At 65.7% G+C, this 22706-nt stretch carries 20 protein-coding genes and 1 tRNA gene; 11 read left to right on the top strand and 10 right to left on the bottom strand.

Annotated features, from left to right (window positions below; translation table 11 throughout):
• The first annotated feature begins 58 nt into the window (after positions 1-58).
• Positions 59-700, top strand: coding sequence for an aminodeoxychorismate/anthranilate synthase component II (locus AB4068_RS04945; RefSeq protein ID WP_059388885.1), 642 nt, complete (start codon positions 59-61; stop codon positions 698-700).
• Here the strand turns inward: AB4068_RS04945 and pknB are convergent.
• Genes pknB through AB4068_RS04910 form a run of 7 tightly spaced genes read right to left on the bottom strand, consistent with a single transcriptional unit; the run spans position 697 to position 10265 of the window.
• Positions 697-2661 (bottom strand): Stk1 family PASTA domain-containing Ser/Thr kinase, encoded by a 1965-nt coding sequence (gene pknB, locus AB4068_RS04940; protein ID WP_441432821.1) that lies wholly within the window; start codon positions 2659-2661, stop codon positions 697-699. The two genes, AB4068_RS04945 and pknB, sit on opposite strands and share 4 nt — an antisense overlap.
• A gap of 6 nt (positions 2662-2667) precedes the next feature.
• Positions 2668-4479, bottom strand: coding sequence for a protein kinase domain-containing protein (locus tag AB4068_RS04935; RefSeq protein ID WP_441432820.1), 1812 nt, complete (start codon positions 4477-4479; stop codon positions 2668-2670).
• The gene (locus AB4068_RS04930) at positions 4476-5933 is read right to left on the bottom strand and encodes a penicillin-binding transpeptidase domain-containing protein (protein ID WP_059388886.1); all 1458 of its coding nucleotides are present in this window, start codon (positions 5931-5933) and stop codon (positions 4476-4478) included. The genes AB4068_RS04935 and AB4068_RS04930 overlap by 4 nt, the downstream gene beginning before the upstream one ends.
• Positions 5930-7297 (bottom strand): FtsW/RodA/SpoVE family cell cycle protein, encoded by a 1368-nt coding sequence (locus AB4068_RS04925; protein ID WP_059388888.1) that lies wholly within the window; start codon positions 7295-7297, stop codon positions 5930-5932. The genes AB4068_RS04930 and AB4068_RS04925 overlap by 4 nt, the downstream gene beginning before the upstream one ends.
• Positions 7294-9030 (bottom strand): protein phosphatase 2C domain-containing protein, encoded by a 1737-nt coding sequence (locus AB4068_RS04920; protein WP_441432819.1) that lies wholly within the window; start codon positions 9028-9030, stop codon positions 7294-7296. Before AB4068_RS04920 ends, AB4068_RS04925 begins: the two co-directional genes overlap by 4 nt.
• A 3-nt stretch (positions 9031-9033) precedes the next feature.
• Positions 9034-9516, bottom strand: a complete 483-nt coding sequence (locus AB4068_RS04915) for an FHA domain-containing protein FhaB/FipA (RefSeq protein WP_059390255.1) — start codon at positions 9514-9516, stop codon at positions 9034-9036.
• Between the two features lie 5 nt (positions 9517-9521).
• Positions 9522-10265, bottom strand: a complete 744-nt coding sequence (locus tag AB4068_RS04910) for an FhaA domain-containing protein (protein ID WP_284988580.1) — start codon at positions 10263-10265, stop codon at positions 9522-9524.
• 362 nt (positions 10266-10627) lie between these two features.
• Here AB4068_RS04910 and AB4068_RS04905 point away from each other — a divergent pair.
• Positions 10628-10710 (top strand) — tRNA-Leu (locus AB4068_RS04905).
• A 124-nt stretch (positions 10711-10834) separates the two neighbouring features.
• On the opposite strand, the gene AB4068_RS04900 is transcribed toward AB4068_RS04905, so the two are convergent.
• Positions 10835-11542, bottom strand: a complete 708-nt coding sequence (locus AB4068_RS04900) for a TetR/AcrR family transcriptional regulator (RefSeq protein ID WP_441432818.1) — start codon at positions 11540-11542, stop codon at positions 10835-10837.
• 107 nt (positions 11543-11649) lie between these two features.
• Here AB4068_RS04900 and AB4068_RS04895 point away from each other — a divergent pair, with 107 nt between their 5' ends.
• The 5 genes from AB4068_RS04895 to AB4068_RS04875 all read left to right on the top strand — a co-directional run bounded on the left by AB4068_RS04895 (position 11650) and on the right by AB4068_RS04875 (position 18037).
• On the top strand, positions 11650-13041 hold the full coding sequence (locus tag AB4068_RS04895) for a flavin monoamine oxidase family protein (protein ID WP_441432817.1): 1392 nt from the start codon (positions 11650-11652) through the stop codon (positions 13039-13041).
• A 164-nt stretch (positions 13042-13205) separates the two neighbouring features.
• Positions 13206-13964, top strand: coding sequence for a LamB/YcsF family protein (locus AB4068_RS04890; protein ID WP_306964343.1), 759 nt, complete (start codon positions 13206-13208; stop codon positions 13962-13964).
• Positions 13961-15586 (top strand): 5-oxoprolinase/urea amidolyase family protein, encoded by a 1626-nt coding sequence (locus AB4068_RS04885; RefSeq protein ID WP_441432816.1) that lies wholly within the window; start codon positions 13961-13963, stop codon positions 15584-15586. The genes AB4068_RS04890 and AB4068_RS04885 overlap by 4 nt, the downstream gene beginning before the upstream one ends.
• The gene (locus tag AB4068_RS04880) at positions 15583-17316 is read left to right on the top strand and encodes an acetyl/propionyl/methylcrotonyl-CoA carboxylase subunit alpha (protein WP_441432815.1); all 1734 of its coding nucleotides are present in this window, start codon (positions 15583-15585) and stop codon (positions 17314-17316) included. Before AB4068_RS04885 ends, AB4068_RS04880 begins: the two co-directional genes overlap by 4 nt.
• 34 nt (positions 17317-17350) lie before the next feature.
• A complete protein-coding gene (locus AB4068_RS04875) occupies positions 17351-18037 on the top strand; it encodes a GntR family transcriptional regulator (protein WP_306964347.1) in 687 nt (228 codons plus the stop codon).
• Between the two features lie 25 nt (positions 18038-18062).
• Here AB4068_RS04875 and AB4068_RS04870 read toward each other — a convergent pair whose 3' ends face one another.
• Positions 18063-18680, bottom strand: a complete 618-nt coding sequence (locus AB4068_RS04870; RefSeq protein ID WP_284988590.1) for a hypothetical protein — start codon at positions 18678-18680, stop codon at positions 18063-18065.
• Between the two features lie 150 nt (positions 18681-18830).
• A complete protein-coding gene (locus tag AB4068_RS04865; RefSeq protein ID WP_059388896.1) occupies positions 18831-19280 on the bottom strand; it encodes a DUF5997 family protein in 450 nt (149 codons plus the stop codon).
• Positions 19281-19413: 133 nt separating this feature from the next.
• Between AB4068_RS04865 and AB4068_RS04860 the strand changes: the two genes are divergently transcribed.
• The 4 genes from AB4068_RS04860 to AB4068_RS04845 all read left to right on the top strand — a co-directional run bounded on the left by AB4068_RS04860 (position 19414) and on the right by AB4068_RS04845 (position 22706).
• Entirely contained in the window at positions 19414-20217 is an 804-nt protein-coding gene (locus AB4068_RS04860; RefSeq protein WP_284988591.1) for an ABC transporter permease, read from the top strand.
• Entirely contained in the window at positions 20214-21278 is a 1065-nt protein-coding gene (locus AB4068_RS04855) for a sulfate/molybdate ABC transporter ATP-binding protein (RefSeq protein WP_441432814.1), read from the top strand. The genes AB4068_RS04860 and AB4068_RS04855 overlap by 4 nt, the downstream gene beginning before the upstream one ends.
• A 69-nt stretch (positions 21279-21347) precedes the next feature.
• Positions 21348-22082, top strand: a complete 735-nt coding sequence (locus AB4068_RS04850) for a LysR family transcriptional regulator substrate-binding protein (protein WP_441432858.1) — start codon at positions 21348-21350, stop codon at positions 22080-22082.
• A 3-nt stretch (positions 22083-22085) separates the two neighbouring features.
• Positions 22086-22706: a LacI family DNA-binding transcriptional regulator gene (locus tag AB4068_RS04845; RefSeq protein ID WP_059388898.1), complete on the top strand. Its 621-nt coding sequence runs from the start codon at positions 22086-22088 to the stop codon at positions 22704-22706.

Raw genomic sequence — 22706 nt, 5'->3', positions numbered from 1 at the left:
CCTGGATGTCACAATTCACTACCTTCACCGACTCAACGATTGGTTCAGCACAGCAGCCATGAGCACAACAAAAATCCTCGTCGTGGACAACTACGACAGCTTCGTCTACACCCTGGTCGGCTACCTGCAGGAGCTCGGCGCGGAAACCACAGTGGTCCGGAACGACGACGTCACCCTCGCCGAAGCGATCGAGCTGGCGGACGCGCGCGACGGCGTGCTGATCTCCCCCGGCCCCGGGACTCCCGCCGAAGCCGGCGTCTGCATTGAATTGATCAAATGGTGCGGAGACAACAACAAGCCGATGTTCGGGGTGTGCCTTGGGCACCAGGCGCTGGCCGAGGCCTACGGCGGGACTGTCACGCATGCCCCGGAGCTGATGCACGGCAAGACCTCACCTGTGCAGCACGACGGCAAGAGCGTTTTCGCCGGTCTGCCCTCGCCGGTGACGGCCACCCGGTACCACTCCCTCGCGGCTGTCCGGGAAAGCATCCCCGACGTCCTGGAAATCACGGCCGAAACCGCCAGCGGGGTTGTCATGGGCCTGCAGCATCGTTCGGCGCCGTTGTGCGGGGTGCAGTTCCACCCGGAATCGGTGCTCACCGAAGGCGGCTACCTCATGCTGGGCAACTGGCTTGAATCACTCGGAATGTCCGGGGCGGCCGCCCGTGCTGCCACCCTGAGCCCGCTGATCCAGCGCTAGCCGCCTAGTCCGCCCAGGCCTCCGCCGCCCTTGGTGTCGCTAGGCGACGGCGTGGGGGTCGGGGTGGGACTCGGGGGCGGGGCGGGAGCCTTAGCGACAATCACGCTGATGGTCTTGCCCTGCTCTACCAGGGAATTGAAGGCATCGCCCTGGCCCGTCACCTTTCCAGGGGTTACTTGCGAGTTCTCCTGTTCGGTGACCGCGATGGCCAGGCCGTTCGCCTTGAGCAGCGCTTCTGCATCGGCCTCGCTCAATCCGACGAGTTGAGGCACGGCTACCTTGCCCGTGGACACCACCAGGTCGACGGTGCTGCCCACGCCCACTACAGCTCCCGAAGCGGGCTTGGTGCTGATGACGGAGCCCGCGGGAACGGTGGCACTATTGGCCAAAGTACTCGACCCACCCACGAGTCCGGCCTGGCGCAGGAGGTCGCGTGCAGCGGCCTCGGTGAGCCCGCTCAGGCCTGCAGGGACAGTCGCCGAGACCGGCCCGTCAGAAACGTTCAGCATGACGTGCGATTTCGGCGCCACTTGGGACCCCACGCCAGGGTCGGTGCTGATCACAGTCCCCTTGGGGACCTTGTCATCCGGGACATGGTGCGACTCCGGGCTGAGATTGGCGCCGTACAGCGTCTGCAACGCCGTGGCCTCGCTCATGCCGGCCACCGCCGGTACCGCGATCAACGGGGGCGGGGTCGGCTTCTGGTTCACCGTGCTGTACACCCAGAATCCGCCGCCGGCCAAGACCAGTAGCACCAAAATAACAACCACTGCGGTCCACGCACGACGGCGGGACTTCTGCCGGGCGGTCCGCTCGCGTTCAGGGGCGAACCCAAGCGGCATGGCGCCGTCGTGCTCTGCCTCAGTCTCCGCCGCCTCCCGGGCCAGCATGTCCTGGCCGCCGGCGGCCAGGCCGTTTTCCGGCCCTCCGCTCAGGGTGCTGTCCAGGAATTCGGCGCCCACCAGGCCGCGCGCCAAGCCGCCTTCCGGAATCGGCTGCGTCAACGGCACCGCCTCCGTGACGTCCGTTGGGGTGCCGGCGGCCAGGGCCGGGACCGCAACGCCGTTCTTGGCCGCACGCAAGGCCCGCCGGAAGGCAGCCGCATCCTGGAAACGATCGGCGCGATTCTTCTGCAGGCCCTTGGCCAGGACACTGTCGAGTGCCTCTGAAACGGCTGGATTGAAGGTGCTGGCGGGCTCCGGGATCTCGCGGACATGCTGGTAGGCCACCGAGACAGGGCTGTCTCCCGTGAACGGAGGACGGGACGTCAGCATTTCAAACAGGAGGCACGCCGCGGAATACAGATCACTGCGGGCGTCCACGGTCTCGCCGAGGGCCTGCTCGGGCGACAGGTACTGGGCAGTACCAACCACGGCCTGCGTCTGGGTCATGGTTGCCGCGGAATCGGCCATCGCCCGTGCGATTCCGAAGTCCATGACCTTCACGTCGTTTGACTCTCCGGTCACCATGACGTTGGCCGGCTTGATATCGCGATGGACGATCCCGGCCTTGTGGCTGTACTCCAGGGCGGCAAGGACCCCAAGGATGAACTCGATGGCCTGATCGATGTCCAGTTCCTTGGCACGGATCAGGTCGCGGACAGTCCGGCCGGACACGTATTCCATGACGATGTATGGGACCCGGACGTCCTCGCCCGGCCCGCCGGACACCGTGTACTCGCCCGTGTCGTAGATAGCGACGATCGAGGAATGGTTCAAGGCCGCCACCGCCTGCGCCTCGCGCTTGAAGCGGGCGTGGAACTGCGGATCACGGGCAAGATCTGCGCGGAGCAGTTTCACCGCCACGGTTCGTCCAAGGACAGTGTCGACGCCCTTGTAGACATCGGCCATGCCACCACGGCCGAGCAATTCACCGAGTTCGTACCGCCCGTTGAGGACGCGCTGGGATGTCATTGGGGTGCTGTCCTCTCTGTGGGCAGGTGTAGAGCGTCCGGTTGGCATGGTGTCCTACGGGGTGGTCTTAGTGGAAGGAGACGGGTTCGAGTTCGGCTTGGACAAGTGATAGGTCACGACGGACCCGGCGGGTACTTTCTGCCCGGCCGCGGGATCGGAACTGACGAAAGTTCCCGGCGCCTGGCCGGTTGCTCCATCAACAGTGGCTCCAGTAACCCAGCGCAGGCCCGCACCTTCGATAGCGGCCTGTACTTGTGATTCAGTGGCTCCCTTGCCGATGGTCGGCACGGTGACCATCTGCGGTCCCTTGGAGTAGCTGACGGTGATGGTCGATCCCTTGGCCACCGGGCCGGAAGGATTGATGTCGATGACAGTGCCGGGCGTGGATGGATCGAAGACCTGGACTCCGTTGACCGCGAGGCCGAGTGCATTGAGGTCCGAGCGCACCTTGTCGTACGGCTGTCCCTTGTACTGCTCCGGGATCAGGTTGATGGTATCCGGGGTGGACGTAGTGGGCGTCGGGGTGGCCGAGGTTTCCGTGGGGCTCGGACTTGCCGAGGTTGGCGGTGCGCTCGAGACCTGGGACGGAGGAGTGGTGCTAGCCGGTGCTGGACTGCTCGGCGAGAACAACCCTGACTGGGTCAGGAGCGCCCCCACCAGGGCGAGCAACACGAGCACGATCAGCGCGATGAGCGGCCACGTCCACGGGCTGCGTTTCTTCCGCGGCGGCTCTTGCTCCTGGTACTCCTCTTCTTCATGGATGTACGCGTTGTGCTCGTCGGCCTGATCCAAGCTGCGTTCGGCGGCCAGGGCATTGGCACGGGCCAGCGGATTTCCACCTTCGGCGGCAGCCCCCACCGCAGCGGCTCCCGCAGCGGCGGCGCCAATCACCGGGAGCGCGGACGTCGACGTCGACCGTGCTTCCCTGCCGTAGGGCGAGGTGACGATGCCGGTGGGCGCGGTGGCAATGTCCGTAGGAGCAGTGATAGGGCCCGTGGCGGATTCGAACAGCAACATCCCCGGGACGGCCGCGTGTGCCGTTGCGATATCGCCAGCGCGGATCGCTTCCGCGGCTTCGGCCAGCTTGATGGCATCCGCGGGACGGTTCTTCGGATCCTTGGCGAGCATGGACATCAGCAGGGCGCGTATGGGGGTGGGCAGGCTCTCAGGCAGCGGCGGCGGGGCGTCGTTGACCTGGGCCAGCGCAATCGCGATCTGGGATTCGCCCGAGAAAGGACGGTGCCCTGTAAGGCACTCGTAGCCGATGATCCCCAGGGAGTAGATGTCCGAGGCGCCTGTGGCTGTTTGTCCCGTGGCCTGCTCCGGAGCCAGGTATTGCGCCGTACCCATGACCTGGCCGGTCTGCGTGAGCGGAACCTGGTCGGCAAGGCGGGCGATACCGAAGTCGGTGATCTTGACACGGAAATCCGGCGTGATCAGGAGGTTGCCCGGTTTGATGTCCCGGTGTACCAGCCCTTGGGCATGTGCAGGGGCCAGCGCCCGGGCGGTTTGGGAAATGATGGACAGGGTGCGGTCCGGTGAAAGGACCTGCTCGTGCTCCAGGATGCTGCTCAGCGGCTGACCCGGCACCAATTCCATGACCAGGTAGGCGGAGCCGTCTTCCTCTCCGTAATCGAAGACGTTGGCGATCCCCACGTGATTGAGCAACGCGGTGTGGCGGGCCTCGGCGCGGAACCGCTGGAGGAACCCGGGGTCGCCCGTGTATTCCTCTTTGAGTACCTTGATGGCGACGATCCGGCCAAGGATCTGGTCCTTGGCCCTCCAGACCTCTCCCATGCCGCCAATCGCTATGCGACTGGTCAGCTGGAACCTGCCGCCGAGGGTGATTCCTGACGTAGGCCTCACTTGTTCAACACCGCCTCAAAAATCTTCTTCGCGTTCGGACTGGTTAGCTTTGCGCCGGTAGACACATCAACGCCTTCCATGACAATGGTGACGGCTACCTGCGGGTCGTTGGCCGGGGCGAACCCGGTAAACCATGAGTTGTTCAAGCCTGAATCGCCGAGTTGCGCGGTACCGGTCTTGCCGGCCACCTGGACTCCCGGCACTGCGGCGCCGCTCGCAATGCCCTGGGACACGACGTCGGTCATCCACTGCGTGATCTGGTTGGCGATATCGGGCGTGGTGGAAGTACGCAGCGCCTCGGCCTTGGGCTCGCTGATGACACGCAGGTCAGGTGCCCGCACAGTCTTGATGAGGTTCGGCTTCATCTGGACGCCCTTATTGGCAATAGCGGCGGTCATCATGGCGATTTGCAGCGGAGTGGCCCTGACGTCACGCTGCCCGACGGCGGACTGGGCCAGCGCTGCTTGGTCCAGGTTCTTGGGGAAGACGCTGACCGCGGACTGCAGCTTGAGCTGGTCCCCGAAATCCTGTCCGAAGCCGAACTTGCTGGCCTGGTCCGCGATCGCGTTTTGGCCCAGGTCCAGGGCAATGCTGGCGAAGGGCGTGTTGCATGACTGTTCCAGGGCGAAAGCGAAATCGGCGGTGTTGCGGGTGGAGCAGTTGCCCCCGGCATAGTTGGGCAGCGAGGCGCTGGAACCGGGCAACGGCAGACTGTCCGGGTTCGGCAGGACACTGTCCTTGTTGTACTTCCCGGAGCTCAATGCTGCCGCCGTATCGACGAGCTTGAACACGGAACCGGGCGCCAACAGCTCGCCGGTGGGTCCGCTCACGGACTGGTTCAGGTTGATGCCGGGGACCTGGTTGATTTGGTCGTAACCGGCCTTCTCCTTGGCAGGATCGTGCGTGGCGATCAGGTTGGGGTTATAGGACGGCTTGGAGACCATCGCGATGATGGCGCCCGTCTTCGGATTGGTGACGACGATCGAGCCGCGCTGGCCGTCAGGAATGAGGTCGTAGGCGAGCTTCTGGATCACGGGATCAAGGGTCAATTCCACCGAGGCGCCCTTCGGCTGGCTCCCAAGGAAAATCTGGCTCACACGGTCCAGGAAGAGTTGGTCGGAGCTGCCAGCCAGTTCATCCCGGAGCTGTTGCTCAAGCCCGGTGGACCCATAGGTCCTGGAGAAGTATCCCGTGATCCCCGCATAAAGCTCCGGCTGGGCGTAACTGCGCTGGTACTTGCAGGTTTCGTCTCCGGCAACGGATTCGGCGATTGGCTTGCCGCCCACGATGATGGCACCGCGGTCGTTGCAGTAGTTCGCCAGGACAGCGCGCTGGTTCCACGGATTGTCGTTGAGGTCGCCGGCGCCGATGACCTGGACATAACTGATCGCGCCAAAGAGGAGGGCGAACATGGCAACTGCTGCCATCCACGCATTGCGTATGGAATGGTTCATGAGGTCTGCACCGCCTCTGTGGGGGCATGGGTAATGGGCGTAGTGTCCACCGGGCCGCGCGCGGTGTTCGAAATCATGAGCAGCAAGCCCACGATGATCCAGTTGGCAAGCAAGGAGGAACCGCCTGCCGCAAGGAATGGAGTGGTGAGTCCCGTCAGCGGGATCAGCCGGGTGACGCCGCCGATCACCACGAAGCACTGCAGCGCTATGGCAAAGGACAGGCCACAAGCCAAGAGTTTGCCGAACGCGTCCCGCGCGCCAAGAGCAGCGCGGAACCCCCGGGTGAAGAGCAGCATGTAGAGCATCACGACGGCAAAAAGACCGATCAGTCCCAGTTCCTCACCGATGAGGGCCACGATCATGTCGCTGTTGGCGAACGGCACCAGATCCGGCCGGCCTTGTCCGAGCCCTGTGCCTCCGAGGCCGCCGTCGGCCATGCCGAAGAGGCCCTGGACGATCTGTCCGCTGCCGCCCGGGGACCGGTCGAAGACTTCCGGGGTGAAGGCGTTCCACCAGCTGTCCAGGCGGAACGCGACGTGCGAGAAGAACCTGGACGCCAGGAATCCGCCACCCAGGATCAGTGCGACGCCGATGACTACCCAGCTGATCCGGCTTGTTGCCACATAGATGATGACGATGAACAAGCCGAAGAAAAGGATCGAGGTGCCGAGGTCCCGCTGGAACACGAGGATGCCGATGCTCACGAGCCAAGCCGTGATCATGGGGCCAAGATCCTTGAAGCGCGGCAATTGCATGGGGCCGATTTTGCGGCCGGCAAGCAGGATGAGGTCCCGGTTGGAGGAAAGATAGCCTGCGAAGAATATAGCCAGGGTAATCTTGGCGATTTCGCCTGGCTGGAAAGTCATGGGACCGATCCGGATCCAGACGCTCGCGCCCAGCACCTCGCCGGCGGAGATTCCGGGAACCAGCGGCAATACAAGGAGAACCGCGCTGGCCGCCAGCGAGATGAAGGTGAAGCGGCGAAGGATGCGGTGGTCCTTGAGGAACCAGATCACAACGATTGACACGGCCATGGCCAGGAGGGTCCAGCGCAACTGGTTGTTTCCCGTGTCCTCGCCAGGCTGGTCCATGCGATGGATCAGGGCCAGTCCCAAGCCGTTGAGTGCAACCACGATCGGAAGGATGATCGGATCGGCATATTTCGCGCGGAACCTGAGGATCATGTGGAAAGCGAATGCCGCCACGATCAAGAGACTCGACTGGAACCAGAAATCGGCGTCGAACGCGGCCGGACTGTTGAGCCCGACCATGGCGCTGGCGCCGATTCCCACAGCAAGGGCAAGGACCAGCAGGACGAGCTCGACGTTGCGGCGCGGCCTGGGTGTGGTGGTGGCCAGGATCATGGGGACACCGCGCACGTAGGGACCGCCGTGGACGTCGGCGACGATGTTGGCCGGTTCGAGGGACTCGGGCTCGCCGGCGTGGGGCCTGTTGTGGGCGAGGGACTCGCCGTCGGTTTGGCCGTGCCTGTGGGGCATGTGACTGGAAGCCCGGTGGTGCCCTTTTCCTGAAGGTTTTTCACAATCTGCTGGGCATCGGCCAGATCCCGCGCCGGAACGGTCTGGCGAACGACTTGTTGCGTGAATTCAGGCAAGGAATCCATGCGGATGTTCGTCGTGGCCTCGACTTTCGAGAGCTGGAACGGGCCCAGGCTCTGCGAAATGCCGTTGAATATTGCGACGTGCTGATTGAATTCACCGACGTAGTAGCGAGTCTGCGTCCACGCATAGCCGAGCCACAGCCCGGCGACCACGAAGATGGCCAAGACGGCGGCAATGGCCGGCGTCAACCAGCGCCGCTTCCGGGCGACAAGCGGTTGCGGATCCTGGCGGTCCTGTTCGGCCTTGTGGGTCAGCACCGTGGCAGCCCGGCGTGCAACGCTGCGTCCGGCTATGGTCGGGATCGAACCCGTATCGGCCGCGGTCGCGGCAGCCCCGACCAGCTCGTGCGGACGGCTTGCGAGCTCTTCGCGGAGGATCTCCGCCGACAGGTGCTCGCCTAGGTGCGGGTCTGTCGCCGTCGGAGGCTCGGTGGTCCCGGCAGGTTTTGCGGAACCCGCTACAGGACCCGGCGCTGCGGGCTCCGCGGCGGCGGATGGCCCGGCGTCGGACGTTGTTTCCGGCGGGGCTACGGCCGGCGTGACCCCGTCGGCCGCGGGGCTGTTGGCTCCGGACTTTTTGGCCGGGGCCGCCGCATCGCTGCCGTGCGCGCTGTCCTTGCTCGGTGCGGACTTCGCGGGATCGGCCGCTTTCGGCGGCGTCTGAGCTTCCGGGACGACGTCGACGGCGGCCGTGCTGAGGTTATCGCCGGTCTCTTCCACGATTTCCAACAGCACCACGGTGACATTGTCCGGAGCCCCGTTGGCGAGCGTGAGCTCAATAAGGAGCTCGGCGCATTCGGCGAGGTCCTTGGTTTCGCGGACTACTTGCTCCACGACTGCGCCTTGGACGTAGTTCAGGCCGTCGGAGCAGAGGAGCCAGCGTTCGCCCGGTTCGACGTCGAGCTCGTCGAGGTCCAGCTCGGGGCTGGCGTCCACGTCGCCCAGGACGCGCATGAGGACGTTCTTGTGCGGGTGGGTTTCGGCTTCCTCGGGGCGCAGCCGGCCTTCGTCGATCAGCCTCTGCACGAAAGTGTGGTCCACGCTGATTTGCTCGAATTTGCCATTGCGCAGGCGGTAGGCGCGGGAATCGCCGATGTGCGCGAAGTGCAGCCGCCTGCCTTCGAGCAGCAGGGCGGTGACCGTGGTGCCCATGCCCGCGAGCTTCGGGTCTACGTGGACGAGTTCGGAGAGGAGGGAATTGGCAGTCTGGATTTCGTCCGCGAGGACTGTTTCCGCGCCGTCCGGGTAGGAATCGTGATCGAGGTGGATCATGTCCAGCACGGTGGATGCCGAGGCGACGTCCCCGCCCGCGTGCCCGCCCATGCCGTCCGCGACGACGGCAAGATGCCGGCCGGCATATGCGGAGTCGTCATTCTTCGAGCGGACACGCCCGACGTCGGACCGCGCCGCGTAACGCATGATGAGGGGGAGCTCCGGAGGCAGCGCCTTGCCTTCGGAAGGCTGGGGGGAAGCCATGGGCTACGCCCTCAATTCGATGACCGTCTTGCCGATCCTCACGGGGACGCCAAGCTCCACCGGCAGGGCTCGGGTCAGTTGCTGATCGGCGAGGTAGGTGCCGTTGGTGGAGCCAAGATCTTCGATGAACCATCGGCTGCCCTGGGGGAACAAGCGCGCGTGCCTGCCCGAAGCATAATCATCCTCGAGGACCAAGGTGGCCTCTTGTGCGCGGCCCAGCAGAATGGGGCTCGCGGCCAAAGGAAGCGTGGTGCCCTTGAGCGGGCCCTCGACGACGACGAGCTGGTGCGCCTGCTGCTTCACGGGCTGGGGCGGCGCCGGGGCGAGCTCCGGATGCTTGCGTACTTCGCGCGCCGTCGGAGTTCCCATGGCTGCCTTGCGGCCGATCACGAGATCGCGACGCATGGTCGAGACGATGCTGAAGATCAGTATCCAGAGCAACAGCAGGAAGCCGAAGCGGAGTGCGGTGATGGTCAGTTCGCTGATGTCGCTCACGGGCGCCCACCAGAGGGCTGGGGGAGAAGTCTGAAGATGATCTTGGTCCGTCCCATGGTGATGGTGGATCCGTCAGTAAGTTCTACACTGCCGTCCACTTTATGGCCGTTGACGTAACTTCCGTTGGTGGAACCGAGGTCGACGGCGCGGATGACTCCGTCTGCCGTCTGGATTTCCAAGTGCTTGCGGGAGACGCCGGTATCGTCCACCAGGATGTCGGCTTCGGATGACCTGCCCAGCACGATGGAAGGCGCGTTGAGGGAATAGCGTTGTCCGCCGATGTCCAGGACAGGCTGGAGCCGTGTGGGCTCGCGGCTCGGAGCGGCGGGCACAACGGGCCGGGGAGCAACGGGCGCGGCAGCCCCGCCGGATTTCTCGGTGCGGGACGTGATCTCGAAATGGCCTTCGCGCTGGGCATCGTCGTGACGGAAGGAGATCCGTACGGGACCCTGCAGAATGTAACCTTGGCTGCGCACGTGCTGGATGACGACGTCGCACAATTCTTCGGCCAGGGGAGTTCCCCAGTCCTGGGCGCGCGCGAAGTCTTCATCGCTCAAGAGAACGTCGAAAACGTTGGGTGCCAATGTTCGGCCGGCTGAAATGGTGATGGACTTGTTGTCCAGTTCACGGCGAAGCTTGCTGGCGATTTCCACCGGCTCCACCCGCGCCCGCGACCCGGTGGAGAAGACGCCTCGGACGGCCTTTTCGATGCCACGCTCAACCCTGTCAAGCAAGCCCATGGTCCTTCTCCTTCCGCTTCGTTGACCCGGCAGTATCAGTAGCCAAGACGAATCCCCGCAGTGGCCGGAGCGCACGCAGGAAGCCTGTCTTCAACCCCGATACTACTGGGCAAGACTGTGAATGGCCTTATTCCACAACGGCCGGAACGCCGGAAAAGTTCGCCGGGCTGCATCATTCCGGGATGCTTCTCGCGTGATTTCCGCATCATGTGGGGGACCGGCAATCCGTGGCGTCCCAGGGTTTTACGGCCCCGTCCCGGGTCGATTGGCGTTTTCAACAGGTTGTCCGTTATGCTTGATCTCGCTGCTTTCGCAGGGGTGAGGCCGGGGAAACCTGGTACGGCCCGGGCGAAAGAAACTGCGCGCGAGTGGCGGAACGGCAGACGCGCTGGCTTCAGGTGCCAGTATCCGAAAGGGTGTGGGGGTTCAAATCCCCCCTCGCGCACGCAATTCAAAGGAACCCCGGTCTCTGACCGGGGTTCCTTTGTTTAACTCACCGAACTCCCAACTGACTCGCAGTTGTTGTCGTTTTGGGGGCCCATAACGACAACAACTGCGAGCTAGTTGGGCTACGCCCGGAGCGCCCCAAGCCCGGTGATCAGCGCATCCAGGCCCATGCTGAACGCGAGGTCGGACGGGTAGTTGTTCCGCTCGGGTCCCAGGCTGCGGACAGCTGAGGTGAAGTGCGGCGTGGAGTCGGCCAAGCGGCCGGAATCGAAAATGTCCGCCGGCGCGTTAGCGTCGAAAGCGGCGCCGAAGATATAGGCCTCGAGGGCCACGATGCTCGGGATGATCTGCTTCTCCGGGAAACCCGCGCGGAGGAATCCCTCCGTCACAGCTTCGTACATGGCGAGCGTCTGCGGGGCGTCCGTCACGGGCAGGACCGCGATCACCGAGATCAGCGGGGTGTGCCTCGCGAAGATACCGCGGTAGGAATATGCCCATTGCCGGACGGCTTCCTCCCAGGGAAGCGTGCTGAAACCGCCGAAGTCGACCTTGGACATCAGGTCCTCTTCCACGAGCTTGAGGACTTCGTCCTTGGAGGACACGTGGTTGTAAAGGGCCGACGGCGCGACACCCAGGGAGCGGGCGAGGGCCGCCATGGTGAGGCCGTCGTAGCCCTTCTTGCTGATCAGTTCCAGCGCCGCCGCAGTGATGCCGTCCTGGTCCAGGACCGCCGCCATCGGCCGGCCTGCCCTGCGGCGCGCTTTGGTCTCGCCGGGAGCGGGGGTGGGTTCAGGCATCGCTGACCTTTCTGGAGGCTGTGTCCTCAGCATTATTCCATTTGGGTCTTCACAGCCGGGGCCAAGGCAGCTACAGTTGAGATAAATGAACGTCATTCATTTATTGGTCAGCCAACGGGGACGGCCACAGAAAGGACATCATGTTGAATCTTGATCGCGACGTCGTAATTGTCGGTGCCGGTCCGTCGGGGTTGACGGCCGCCCGCGAATTGAAGAAGGCCGGACTCAGCGTTGCCGTGCTCGAAGCGCGCGACCGCGTCGGTGGCCGTACGTGGACCGACACCATTGACGGGGCCATGCTGGAAATCGGCGGACAATGGGTGTCCCCTGACCAGACCGCCCTGATGGGGCTCCTGGACGAACTGGGCTTGAAGATGTACGCGCGCTACCGCGACGGCGAGTCTGTCTACCTGGCGCCGGACGGCAGCCGCACCCGTTACACCGGGGCTTCCTTCCCGGTGAGCGAAACCACCGCAGCCGAGATGGACAAGCTCACCGCCATCCTGGATGGCCTCGCCGCCGAGATCGGCCCTGAGGAACCCTGGGCCCACCCCAAAGCCCGCGAACTGGACACCATTTCCTTCCACCACTGGCTGCGCCAGAACTCCACGGACGAGGAAGCCTGCAATAATATCGGCCTCTTCATCGCCGGAGGCATGCTCACCAAGCCGGCCCATGCCTTCTCCGCGCTGCAAGCGGTCCTGATGGCGGCTTCCGCAGGTTCGTTCTCCAACCTGACGGACGAAGACTTCATCCTGGACAAGCGGGTTATCGGCGGCATGCAGCAGGTCTCCCTGCTGATCGCCGCGGAACTGGGCGACGACGTCGTACTTAACAGCCCGGTCCGCACCATCAATTGGGAGCCGGCGGGTGAAGGCCACCGCGTCACTGTTGAGTCCGAGCGCGCAACCGTCAATGCGCGATTCGTGATCATGGCAGTCCCGCCGAACCTGTACTCCCGCGTTTCCTACAACCCGCCGCTGCCGCGCCGCCAACACCAGATGCACCAGCACCAGTCCCTGGGCCTGGTCATCAAGGTCCACGCTGTCTACAGCACGCCGTTCTGGCGCGAAGACGGCCTGTCCGGCACGGGCTTCGGCGCCGACGCCCTGGTCCAGGAGGTCTACGACAACACCAACCACGGAGACGCCCGCGGAACCCTGGTGGGCTTCATCTCGGACGAAAAAGCGGACGCCGTCTTCGAGCTCAGCGCCGGGGACCGCAAGAAGAGGGTCCTTGAGTCCATCGCGAGCTTCCTGGGCGACAAGGCCCTGGATGCCGAGGTCTACTACGAATCCGACTGGGGTTCCGAGGAATGGACCCGCGGAGCCTACGCGGCCAGCTACGACCTGGGTGGTTTGCACCGCTACGGCAAGGACCAGCACGCCAACGTTGGACCCATCTTCTGGTCCTCCTCCGATCTGGCCGCGGAAGGCTACCAGCACGTGGACGGAGCGGTCCGGATGGGCCAGGCAACGGCTGCCAGGATCGTCGCCGCCAACAGCCGCGTCGCTGCGGTACCGGTGGCCTAGGAACAGGTACTAATCCAAAAGTGAGGTCTCGTCCCTTTCGCTCGCTGAAAGGGTCGAGACCTCACGTGTGGAACCCGGGCAGTTGGCCCCGCAACCAAGATTGTTGAACAATCTTGGCATTTCAGGCATGATGGTGAGGTATTCAACCTGAGACGGGGATCACAATGCCTTTTATTGACCTCAACAGCGACGTCGGAGAATCGTTCGGCAACTGGACCATGGGGGACGACGCCGCAGTCTTCCGCTACGTGTCGAGTGCCAACGTGGCCTGCGGATTCCACGCCGGAGATCCCAGCACCATCGCCCGCACCTGCCGGGACGCCGCAGCCGCCGGAGTGACCATTGGCGCCCACGTGGGCTATCGGGACCTCGCGGGTTTCGGCCGCCGGTTCCTCGACTGCTCCGCATCGGAACTCGCCGACGACGTTCTCTACCAACTCGGCGCACTCCAAGCCCTGGCCCGTGCTGCCGGTTCCGAGATCAAGTACGTCAAGCCGCACGGTGCCCTCTACAACACGATCGTCCACCACGAGGTCCACGCCCAGGCAGTGGCCGACGCCGTCCATGCCTTCAGTCCCGGACTCCCGCTCCTTCTCCTGCCGGGCTCCGTCGCTCTCGCCAAGGCGGAAGCGAGGGGGCTCCGGGGAGTAGCCGAGGCGTTCGCCGACCGTGCCTATAACGCGGACGGCACCCTCGTATCGCGCCGCGAAGAAGGTGCCGTGCTCCACGATCACGCCGCCATCACGGAAAACATGGTCCGCCTGGCAACGGAGGGCAAAATCGTGGCCCGCGACGGTTCCATCCTGGACGTCCATGCAGAAAGCATCTGCGTCCACGGAGACACTCCCGGCGCCGTGGCCATGGCAGCCGCCGTCCGCGCGGGGCTCGAAGCCGCCGGCGTGACCGTGCGGAGCTTCGCGTGAGCCTCACGGGAATACGCTGGTCCGGCTCGCGTGCCCTCCTGGTGGAGCTTTCCGATCTCCCTTCCGTGCTGGCGTTTCATTCCCGGCTGCTTGCCGAGCCCCTGCCCGGCCAGCTCGATGCGGTCGCCGCGGCAGCCACCGTACTGATTAAGTTCGGCACGCATGCCGAGGCACTCGCGGCGCGCGCCGCCGTCGGGCATGTTGATCGAGGCGCGGTGCCGCTCGACAGTTCCCGCGACGTCACTATCGAAGTGGTGTACGACGGCGAGGACCTCACCGAGGTGGGCGTGCTCACCGGTCTGGGCCGGGACGGCGTGGTGGCCGCGCACACGGGCCAGCTCTGGACCGCGGCTTTCGGCGGCTTCGCCCCGGGCTTCACGTACTTGCTCGGCGAGAACCGCAGCCTCGATGTTCCGCGTCGCAACTCGCCCCGGACCTCCGTTCCCGCCGGTTCCGTGGCGCTCGGCGGAACGTTCTCCGCCGTCTACCCGCGGCAATCCCCGGGCGGCTGGCAGCTGATCGGACGTACGACGGCGGTCCTCTGGGATCTCGAGCGGGAGTCGCCGGCGCTTGTCCGCCCAGGAGATAGGGTCCGGTATGTCGCTGTCCGCGAGGCCATCGCGTTGACTCCGGCACCACATGCCGCCCGCGAATTCACCGGACCCGCCCTCGTGGTGGACTCACCCGGACTGCAATCGCTGGTCCAGGACCTCGGCCGCCCTGGACTGGGGGACTTGGGAGTCTCAGCGGCGGGCGCCGTGGACGAGCAATCGATGCGTCAGGCCAATCGCCTGGTGGGCAACGAACCCGGTACCGCGGTTGTGGAAACGGTGCTAGGCGGACTCACGGTCCGGGCCGCCGGCGACCAGGTACTCGCGGTTGCCGGGGCGGTGGTCCCCATGGAAATCCGCGATGCCTCCGGGGCGCCGGCCCGCCGCGCCGCGATGTGCGCGCCCTTCGCTCTCCTGGACGGCGAATCCCTCAGCCTGGGCGATCCGACCCTCGGGGCCCGCAGCTACCTTGCCGTCCGCGGCGGGATTGATGTTGATCCGGTGCTCGGCAGCCGCTCAAGCGACTCGATGTCCGGAATCGGTCCCGCGCCACTGTCGGCCGGGACCAGCCTCCCCGTGGGAAGAGCGCCGCTTTTCCAGATGGTCGGCGCCTCCGAGGAATCCACGCTCCGGCTAGGAGCGGTCTCTTCGGAGCTGCGGATCACCTTGGGCCCGCGGGACGACTGGTTTGATTCCCGGGCCCTGGAGGCGCTCACGCAGGAGGACTGGCTCACCACCGAACAGTCCAACAGGATCGGTGTCCGGCTCAGGCCGGGAAGCAACCGTCCGCTCGAACGGAACCCCGACCGCGGCGCCGGCGAGCTCCCGAGTGAAGGTACGGTTGCCGGCGCCCTCCAAGTTCCCCCCAGCGGACACCCGGTCCTCTTCCTGGCCGACCACCCGGTGACCGGCGGGTATCCGGTGATTGCCGTCGTCGTACCCGAAGACCTGCCGACGGCGGCGCAATTGCCGCCCGGCCATACCGTGCGGTTCACGATCGTGGACCCCGCAACCCTTGAACCACTTGAACCTGCCGTTGCCGGCGCTGTCTCCGAAGGAACCCAGCCATGAAAAAGGTCCTGATCGCCAACCGCGGCGAGATCGCCGTGCGGATTGCCCGCGCCTGCTCAGACGAGGGCTTGCAGTCTGTTGCCGTGTACTCGGACCCCGACGCCGATGCCCTCCACGTGCGGTTCGCCGACGAGGCCTACGCGCTGCGCGGTTCCACCGGCGCCGAGACGTACTTGGACATCGCCAAGCTGATCGACGTCGCCCGCCGTGCCGGTGCCGACGCCGTGCATCCCGGATATGGGTTCCTGTCCGAGAACGCCGACTTCGCGCAGGCCGTCATTGACGCCGGCCTCACGTGGATCGGCCCCGCGCCGCAGTCGATCCGGGAGTTGGGCAATAAAGTGACGGCCCGCGAGATGGCCGTCCGCGCAGGGGCTCCGCTTGTGCCGGGCAGCGACGGTCCTGTGGCCAACGCCGCTGAAGTACTTGCCTTCGCCTTGGAACACGGCATGCCGGYGGCGATCAAAGCTGCTTTTGGCGGGGGAGGCCGCGGGCTCAAGATCGCGCGACGGCTGGAGGACATCGAGGACGCCTTTGAATCGGCTGTGCGTGAATCCAAGGCGGCCTTCGGACGTGACGAATGCTTCGTGGAACGCTTCCTGGACCAACCGCGGCACGTCGAGGCGCAGGTGCTGGCGGACATGCACGGCAACGTGGTGGTCCTCGGAACCCGTGATTGCTCCCTGCAGCGTCGCAACCAGAAGCTCGTGGAAGAGGCGCCCGCACCCTTCCTGAGCCCTGAACAGCGCACGCTCATCCGCGAATCGGCCAAAGCCATTTGCCGTGAGGCGGGATACTACGGCGCCGGAACCGTGGAATACCTCGTGGCCGTGGATGGCACCATCTCCTTCCTCGAGGTCAACACGCGCCTGCAGGTAGAGCATCCCGTCACCGAAGAAACCTCCGGGGTGGACCTGGTCCGCGAACAGTTTCGGATCGCCGCAGGCGGCATCCTCTCCCTGACCGAGGACCCTGAGCCCACAGGACACGCCTTCGAGTTCCGCCTCAACGCCGAGGATCCGGCACGCGGCTTCCTTCCCGGCCCCGGTACCGTGGAAGTCTTCGAAGCGCCCACCGGTCCGGGCATCCGCGTGGACTCGGGAGTTCGCTCCGGATCAGTGGTTCCCGGGGAATATGACTCCCTCCTGGCCAAGCTGATTGTCCGAGGCGAGGACCGGCAGCAGGCCCTGCGCCGCGCCCGGGTTGCCCTGGATGAGATGCAGATCAAGGGTTTGCCCACCGTGCTTCCCTTCCATCGGGCCGTGGTCCGCCACGAGGCCTTCACCTCGGAGGACAAGCTCGGCGTGTACACCACGTGGATCGAGACCGAGTTCGCCGAGGAGCTGGCCGCCTCTCCCGAGATCGCCCGCGTGGTCCCCGGCTCCGAACGCAGCACGTTCACGGTGGAGCTGGACGGCAAAGCGGTGCAGCTTGGGCTCCCCCTCCGCTTGTTCGAAGCGCTGATGAGCGGCGGTGGCGGGTCCGTCGCTGCTGCCCCTGGGCCTGTTGCGGCCGACGACGCCGGGCTCGCCTCGCCGATGTCCGGCTCGCTGGTGAAGTGGCTGGTTGAGGACGGTGCGGCAGTGGAAGTCGGACAGCCCGTGGCAGTGTTGGAAGCCATGAAGATGGAAACCACCGTCCCGGCCCACCGTTCCGGCACCGTGGCGCGCGGTCCGCACGAGCCGGGCACCGCCGTCGGGCGCGGAGAAGTGCTCGCGAGCATCGGCTGAGGTTGGCACGGTCGCCGTTCGGTAGATTTGGGGCATGCCCATGAACGCTGCGCTTCAAGGAATCGCCGACGCCGGCCACGCCACCCACGCCCATACCGGGGCTTGGGTTGCCGCCCAGCTTCGCCAGCGCATCTCCGACGGCCTGTTGCCGCCCGGCACGAAGCTCTCCGAGCAAGCCCTGTCCGAGGCGCTCGGCGTTTCCCGGAACACCCTGCGGGAGGCCTTTACGGTGCTGGCCGGTGAATCCGTGGTCCAGCGCATCCCCAACCGCGGCGTGTTCGTAGCCGCCCCGGGAGCCGACGACGTCCGCGAAATCTACCGGGTGCGCCGCCTGATTGAGCCGGCGGCCGTGTTGTGGGGCGATGTCCCGGCCGGAGCCCTCGACGCTATGGACGTGATCGTGGACAAGGCCCGGGCCGCCCTTGCCGAGGGATCGGTGGCCGGCATGGCGGACGCCAACCAGGAGTTGCACAAGGCCTTGGTGTCGCTGTCCGGAAGCGCCTCCCTGGACGCATTGATGGAGAAAGTGCTGGCCGAGATGCGATTGGTCTTCCACGCAATGGCCACCACTCCCGACTTCCACGGGCATTATGTGGAACGGAACGCCGCCTTGGTTGCCCAGATCCGCAACGGACAGCGGGAAGAGGCCGCAGCCGAGTTGCGCCGCTACCTCGACGGTGCCGAGCACGAACTCCTGGTGCACATCGGGGCAATTCCGTAGGCAGCGGGCACTCGACGCCAGCCAGTTACGGTGCGGAAACGCCCGCCGCCGCTTCGGCTTCGGCCATCGCCACATCCAACCGCTCGACGGCGCGGGCATAGTCCGTCCCCGCGGTGAGGCGGCAGCGTTGGGCTTCCTGCAGCGCACGGACCAACGCGGCGGTTTGCGGAACGTTGACATCGCTCATGCCGGGGAAGTCGATGCCCTTGGCGGGATCCAGCTCATACCGTTGCCAGCGGGCCAAGAGAGCGTCGTGACGGGCTGCCGCCTCCGTGAAACCGCTCCGATTTTGACGCTTCTGCTCCAGTTTCCGGCCGACAGCAAAGGCGGTGGCAGCGGCACCCATGGCGAGGAAGAGCATCAAGAGCCCGACGGCGGGCGAGCCCAACGCGGGGATGACGACTGCGGGGACAATCACCACGAGTCCGGCGAAGATGTTCCAGAAGGTGGCGTCCGGCTCTTTGACGGGTTCCCGATCGCGTTGGCCGAGGGGCGCCTGCAAGGCGAGGCGGCCGCCGTCGGGGGCTGCGTGGATGACCGCTTTCCGGACGGTGTTGACGGTGAAGGCCACCGCGCACGTGAGCAAGACCGCCCACAGCCCGATCTCCCAGACCGTCAGCTGGATTCCAGTTGTGGCGGGCAATCGGACCACCTCCACGCGAATGCGCACCCCTTTGAAATCAGTATGCGCCGAGGAAGGCCCGGAGGCGAGAGCCCGAATCGGGCTTAAGGGCAGCAAGGCAGGGCACCCTGGCCCGGGTGCCCTGCCTTGCTGCGGAAGTCCGGCTGGAGCTTAAGCGTGGTCCCGCTTGGATGCCTTGGGCGCGTCCCGCTTGGCAGCGGCGTTCGTCTTGGCGTCCTTCGTGGCTTCTTTTTTGGCAGCTTCTTCCTTGATGCGCTTTGCCTCGGAGCGCACGGCTGCGTGCGTGGCGCGCTCGACGACGAGCCACTGCGGGGGAGCTGCCAGCAGTTCGGTGATTTCCGCCGTCGTCAGGGGCTCGGTGATTCCGCCGCGGGCGAGGCCGCTGATGGAGACATTCAGCTTCTGTGCCACCACGGGACGCGGGTGCGGACCCGTCCGGCGGAGCTCGGCGAGCCACTCCGGGGCGTTGGCCTGGAGCTCGGCGAAATCGGCGCGGGTGATTTCCGAATCCTGGAACTCCTGGGGTGTTGCAGGCAGGTAGATGCCAAGTTTCTTGGCAACGGTGGCCGGCTTCATGGACTGGGAGTTTGCAGAGGTCATGGTTCAAGGGTATCCGCCCCCGCAGCGAAGTGGCACAGCCGCTGTTCTAGGATGAATCCATGCCGCACATACGAGTCGCCGGGGGCGCCCGGAAAGTCCTGGTGACGCAAGCCCCGGCGTACCGTAGGCGCAGATGAACTTCAGCGGGATTCCACGGTGGGTGTATGGCCTTGCGGTAGTGGGCGGCTTGTTCGTCCTGTTGCCGCTGGCCGCCATGGTCGCAAAGGTCAATTGGGCGCAATTCATCCCGCTGGTGACCTCCGATTCCTCGCTCACGGCGTTGGGCCTCAGCCTCCGCACTTCAGCAGCGAGCACCGCGCTCTGCGTCGTTTTCGGAATCCCCTTGGCACTTGTCCTTGCCCGCCGGCCCTTCCGCGGGCAGCGGCTCCTCCGTGCCTTCGTCCTCCTGCCCCTGGTGTTGCCGCCGGTAGTGGGCGGCATCGCGCTGCTCTACACGTTCGGGCGGCAGGGTCTCTTGGGCAAGAGCCTTGAGCTCGCGGGCATCCAGATCGCCTTTTCGACGACGGCGGTGGTCCTGGCCCAGACGTTCGTCGCCTTGCCGTTCCTGGTGGTGAGCCTCGAGGGTGCCTTGCGGACGGCCGGCAACCGATACGAAGCCGTTGCCGCGACGCTCGGCGCCCGCCCCACCACCATCCTGCGCCGCGTGACCGTACCCATGGTCCTTCCCGGTCTTGCGTCGGGGGCGGTATTGTCCTTTGCCCGCAGCCTGGGCGAGTTCGGGGCCACGCTGACTTTCGCGGGGAGCCTGCAAGGTGTCACTCGGACATTGCCTCTCGAAATCTACCTGCAGCGCGAGACCGACGCGGACGCCGCCGTCGCCCTTTCACTCGTGCTTGTCGCCGTGGCGGTGATCGTCGTCGGACTGTCTTACCGGCGTCCCCACCGCGCAGACATTCCCGCGGAGGCCGCCGCGTGAGTTTCCACATCGACGCCACCGTTCGGGCCCGAAACCTCGACGTGTCATTGAGCGTTGGGCAAGCGGAAACCGTGGCGATCCTCGGCCCCAACGGGGCCGGAAAGTCGACGCTTCTGTCCGTCGCGGCGGGACTCGTGCGGCCGGATGCCGGCTGTGCCCGCCTAGGCGACCAGGTTCTTTTCGACCTCGACGGCGGCAGCAGGGTATGGACCCCTCCACACCTTCGCGGTACGGCACTGTTGGCCCAGGAACCGTTGCTTTTCCCGCACCTGAGCGTCCTCGACAACGTGGCTTTCGGCCCGCGCAGTGCAGGCGCTTCCCGGGCGGAATCACGCGAAACCGCGCGGTACTGGCTTGCCGAAGTCGACGTCATGGAGTTCGCCGGGAGGAAGCCCGGGCAGCTGTCCGGGGGACAAGCCCAGCGTGTTGCGGTGGCCCGCGCGTTGGCGGCCAGTCCCGAATTGCTGCTCCTTGACGAACCCATGTCCGCCCTGGACATCCACGCCGCTCCGCACTTGCGCCGGCTCCTGAAACGCGTCCTGTCCGGGCGTCGGGCCCTGATCATTACCCACGACGTCCTGGATGCGCTCATGCTCGCGGACCGCGTAATCGTCATGGACAAGGGCAGGATTGTGGAAGAAGGCGCCACCCGCGAGGTCTTCCGACGTCCACGAAGCCAGTTCGCCGCTGGTCTGGCCGGAGTGAACCTCATGTCCGGCACCGTCACGGAGGACGGACTCAGGACGCTCGCCACCGCGGAGCTTCCCGATCTTCATGTCGCGGGACACCTCGACGACGAAGCGGAACCGGGCGAGCCCGGCGTCGCCGCTTTCCCGCCGTCGGCCGTTTCCATCTTCCTGGACGCCGCCCACGGCAGCCCGCGCAACTCGTTCCCGGTTGCGATCACTGATCTTGAACCGCATGGGGACCATATCAGGGTCCGGGCCGGCGATCTGGCGGCGGACATCACGCCCTCTGCGTCCGCCGAGCTGGGACTGGAGCCTGGCTCGCGCGTCTTCTTCGTGGTGAAGGCCACGGCGGTCCAGGTGTACGCGGCGTAGCTTGCGCGGGCGCTGCGTTGGCTGCCGCCCGCGCGGTACTGTGAACTGGTGCCATCCGATCAAGAATCCCTGCCCGCCGTCGGCGTCCCCGACGCCTCCGACGCCGAAACAAGCGGCCCCCAGGGGCTGACTTTCGCCTACGTCGCCGGCGTGACGCCCGGGAAATGGATCCGGCGCTGGGAAGAGCGCATGCCCGACGTTCCGCTGCACTCGTTCATGTCCGACGACGGTGCGCAGCTAGAGGTCCTGCGCGACGGTTCCGCGGAGCTCAGCTTTGTCCGCCTGCCGGTGGATCGCGACGGACTCCACGTCATCCCGCTCTACGAAGAGCAGGCTGTGGTGGTGGCCCCGAAGGGCCACGAAATCTCGGTGTTCGAAGAGGTGGCGTTGGAGGACCTCGCGGAGGAGAACTTCCTGGATGTCGCCGCGATGGGCGGGCCGGAGATGGCCATGCAGGTGGTGGCCTCGGGCGCCGGTCTCGTGATCCTACCGATGTCGGTGGCCCGGCATTTCAACGTCAAGGACACGGTAGCGCGGCGCCTGACCGGGGCCGAAGGGACGCAGATCGCCCTGGCCTGGCCGAGCGACTCCTCAAGCGAGGTCATCGAGGAATTCATTGGCATCGTCCGGGGGCGAACCGCCCAGAGCTCGAGGCAGCCTTCGGCGCAGCAGGAGAAGCCCAAGAAGGCACCCAAGCCGGACCGCCGCGGCACCGGCGCGAAAAAGCCGGCAGTCGCTCAGCGCTATGCCCCGAACCCGGACAAGGGCCGGGGCAAGGGCTCCCGCAAGAAAGGAAAGCGCTAGGCCATGGGACTTGGAGCGAAGCCGACCATCCGGGACGTCGCCAAGAGCGCCGGCGTTTCCCTCACCACCGTGTCCTACGTCTTGTCCGGGCGCCTCGGTGGCACCACCCGCATCAGCGAAGCAACACAAGAGCGCGTCCAGGCCGCGGCCAAGGAACTGGGTTACGTACCAAACCAAGCGGCCCGCGGAATGCGCCGCGGCAAGACCGACCTCGTGGCGATCGCCATCGGAGACTTGGAATGGCCGTGGGACCGGGCCTTGGCAACGGCCGCCGCACGCATTTTGCCTCAGCACGGCTACTTGCCCGTGATCCTCATCGGCGAAGGGTGGCGGCGGTTCATGCTCTCCGGCGGTGCCGACGGCGCCATCATCGGGGCTCTCCCGCCCGGCACCCTTCTTGACCTCACGGTGGGGGAGTTGGCCAGGCGCGGAGTAGCCCAGGTCATCATTTCGGACACGATGCAGCCTGCCGGGTTCGATGTCCTGGCCCCCGGATCCGCGGGCGGGACTCCGGAACCGGAAGCGCTCGAAGGAGCCATCACACTGCTCCTTGACCGGCTCGCAGGACGCACCATCGGCGCGGGAACCACCAAGGCGGCGCCTTGGGAGTTCAAGACGCCGTAG

Origin of the sequence: Arthrobacter sp. 2RAF22 (genome assembly GCF_052115325.1) — a bacterium.
In the GTDB taxonomy this organism is placed as follows: Bacteria; Actinomycetota; Actinomycetes; order Actinomycetales; family Micrococcaceae; genus Arthrobacter.
The sequence above is the reverse complement of the archived record's forward strand: the minus strand, read 5'-3'. Positions and strand labels throughout refer to the sequence as shown.

Coding starts and splice junctions, on each gene's coding strand:
- AB4068_RS04900 (WP_441432818.1), bottom strand. CDS start 11,542: ATGCTGAGGACACAGCCTCCAGAAAGGTCAGCGATGCCTGAACCCACC.
- AB4068_RS04895 (WP_441432817.1), top strand. CDS start 11,650: ATGTTGAATCTTGATCGCGACGTCGTAATTGTCGGTGCCGGTCCGTCG.
- pknB (WP_441432821.1), bottom strand. CDS start 2,661: ATGCCAACCGGACGCTCTACACCTGCCCACAGAGAGGACAGCACCCCA.
- AB4068_RS04845 (WP_059388898.1), top strand. CDS start 22,086: ATGGGACTTGGAGCGAAGCCGACCATCCGGGACGTCGCCAAGAGCGCC.
- AB4068_RS04910 (WP_284988580.1), bottom strand. CDS start 10,265: ATGGGCTTGCTTGACAGGGTTGAGCGTGGCATCGAAAAGGCCGTCCGA.
- AB4068_RS04890 (WP_306964343.1), top strand. CDS start 13,206: ATGCCTTTTATTGACCTCAACAGCGACGTCGGAGAATCGTTCGGCAAC.
- AB4068_RS04865 (WP_059388896.1), bottom strand. CDS start 19,280: ATGACCTCTGCAAACTCCCAGTCCATGAAGCCGGCCACCGTTGCCAAG.
- AB4068_RS04930 (WP_059388886.1), bottom strand. CDS start 5,933: ATGAACCATTCCATACGCAATGCGTGGATGGCAGCAGTTGCCATGTTC.
- AB4068_RS04945 (WP_059388885.1), top strand. CDS start 59: ATGAGCACAACAAAAATCCTCGTCGTGGACAACTACGACAGCTTCGTC.
- AB4068_RS04875 (WP_306964347.1), top strand. CDS start 17,351: ATGCCCATGAACGCTGCGCTTCAAGGAATCGCCGACGCCGGCCACGCC.
- AB4068_RS04860 (WP_284988591.1), top strand. CDS start 19,414: ATGAACTTCAGCGGGATTCCACGGTGGGTGTATGGCCTTGCGGTAGTG.
- AB4068_RS04920 (WP_441432819.1), bottom strand. CDS start 9,030: ATGGCTTCCCCCCAGCCTTCCGAAGGCAAGGCGCTGCCTCCGGAGCTC.
- AB4068_RS04925 (WP_059388888.1), bottom strand. CDS start 7,297: ATGATCCTGGCCACCACCACACCCAGGCCGCGCCGCAACGTCGAGCTC.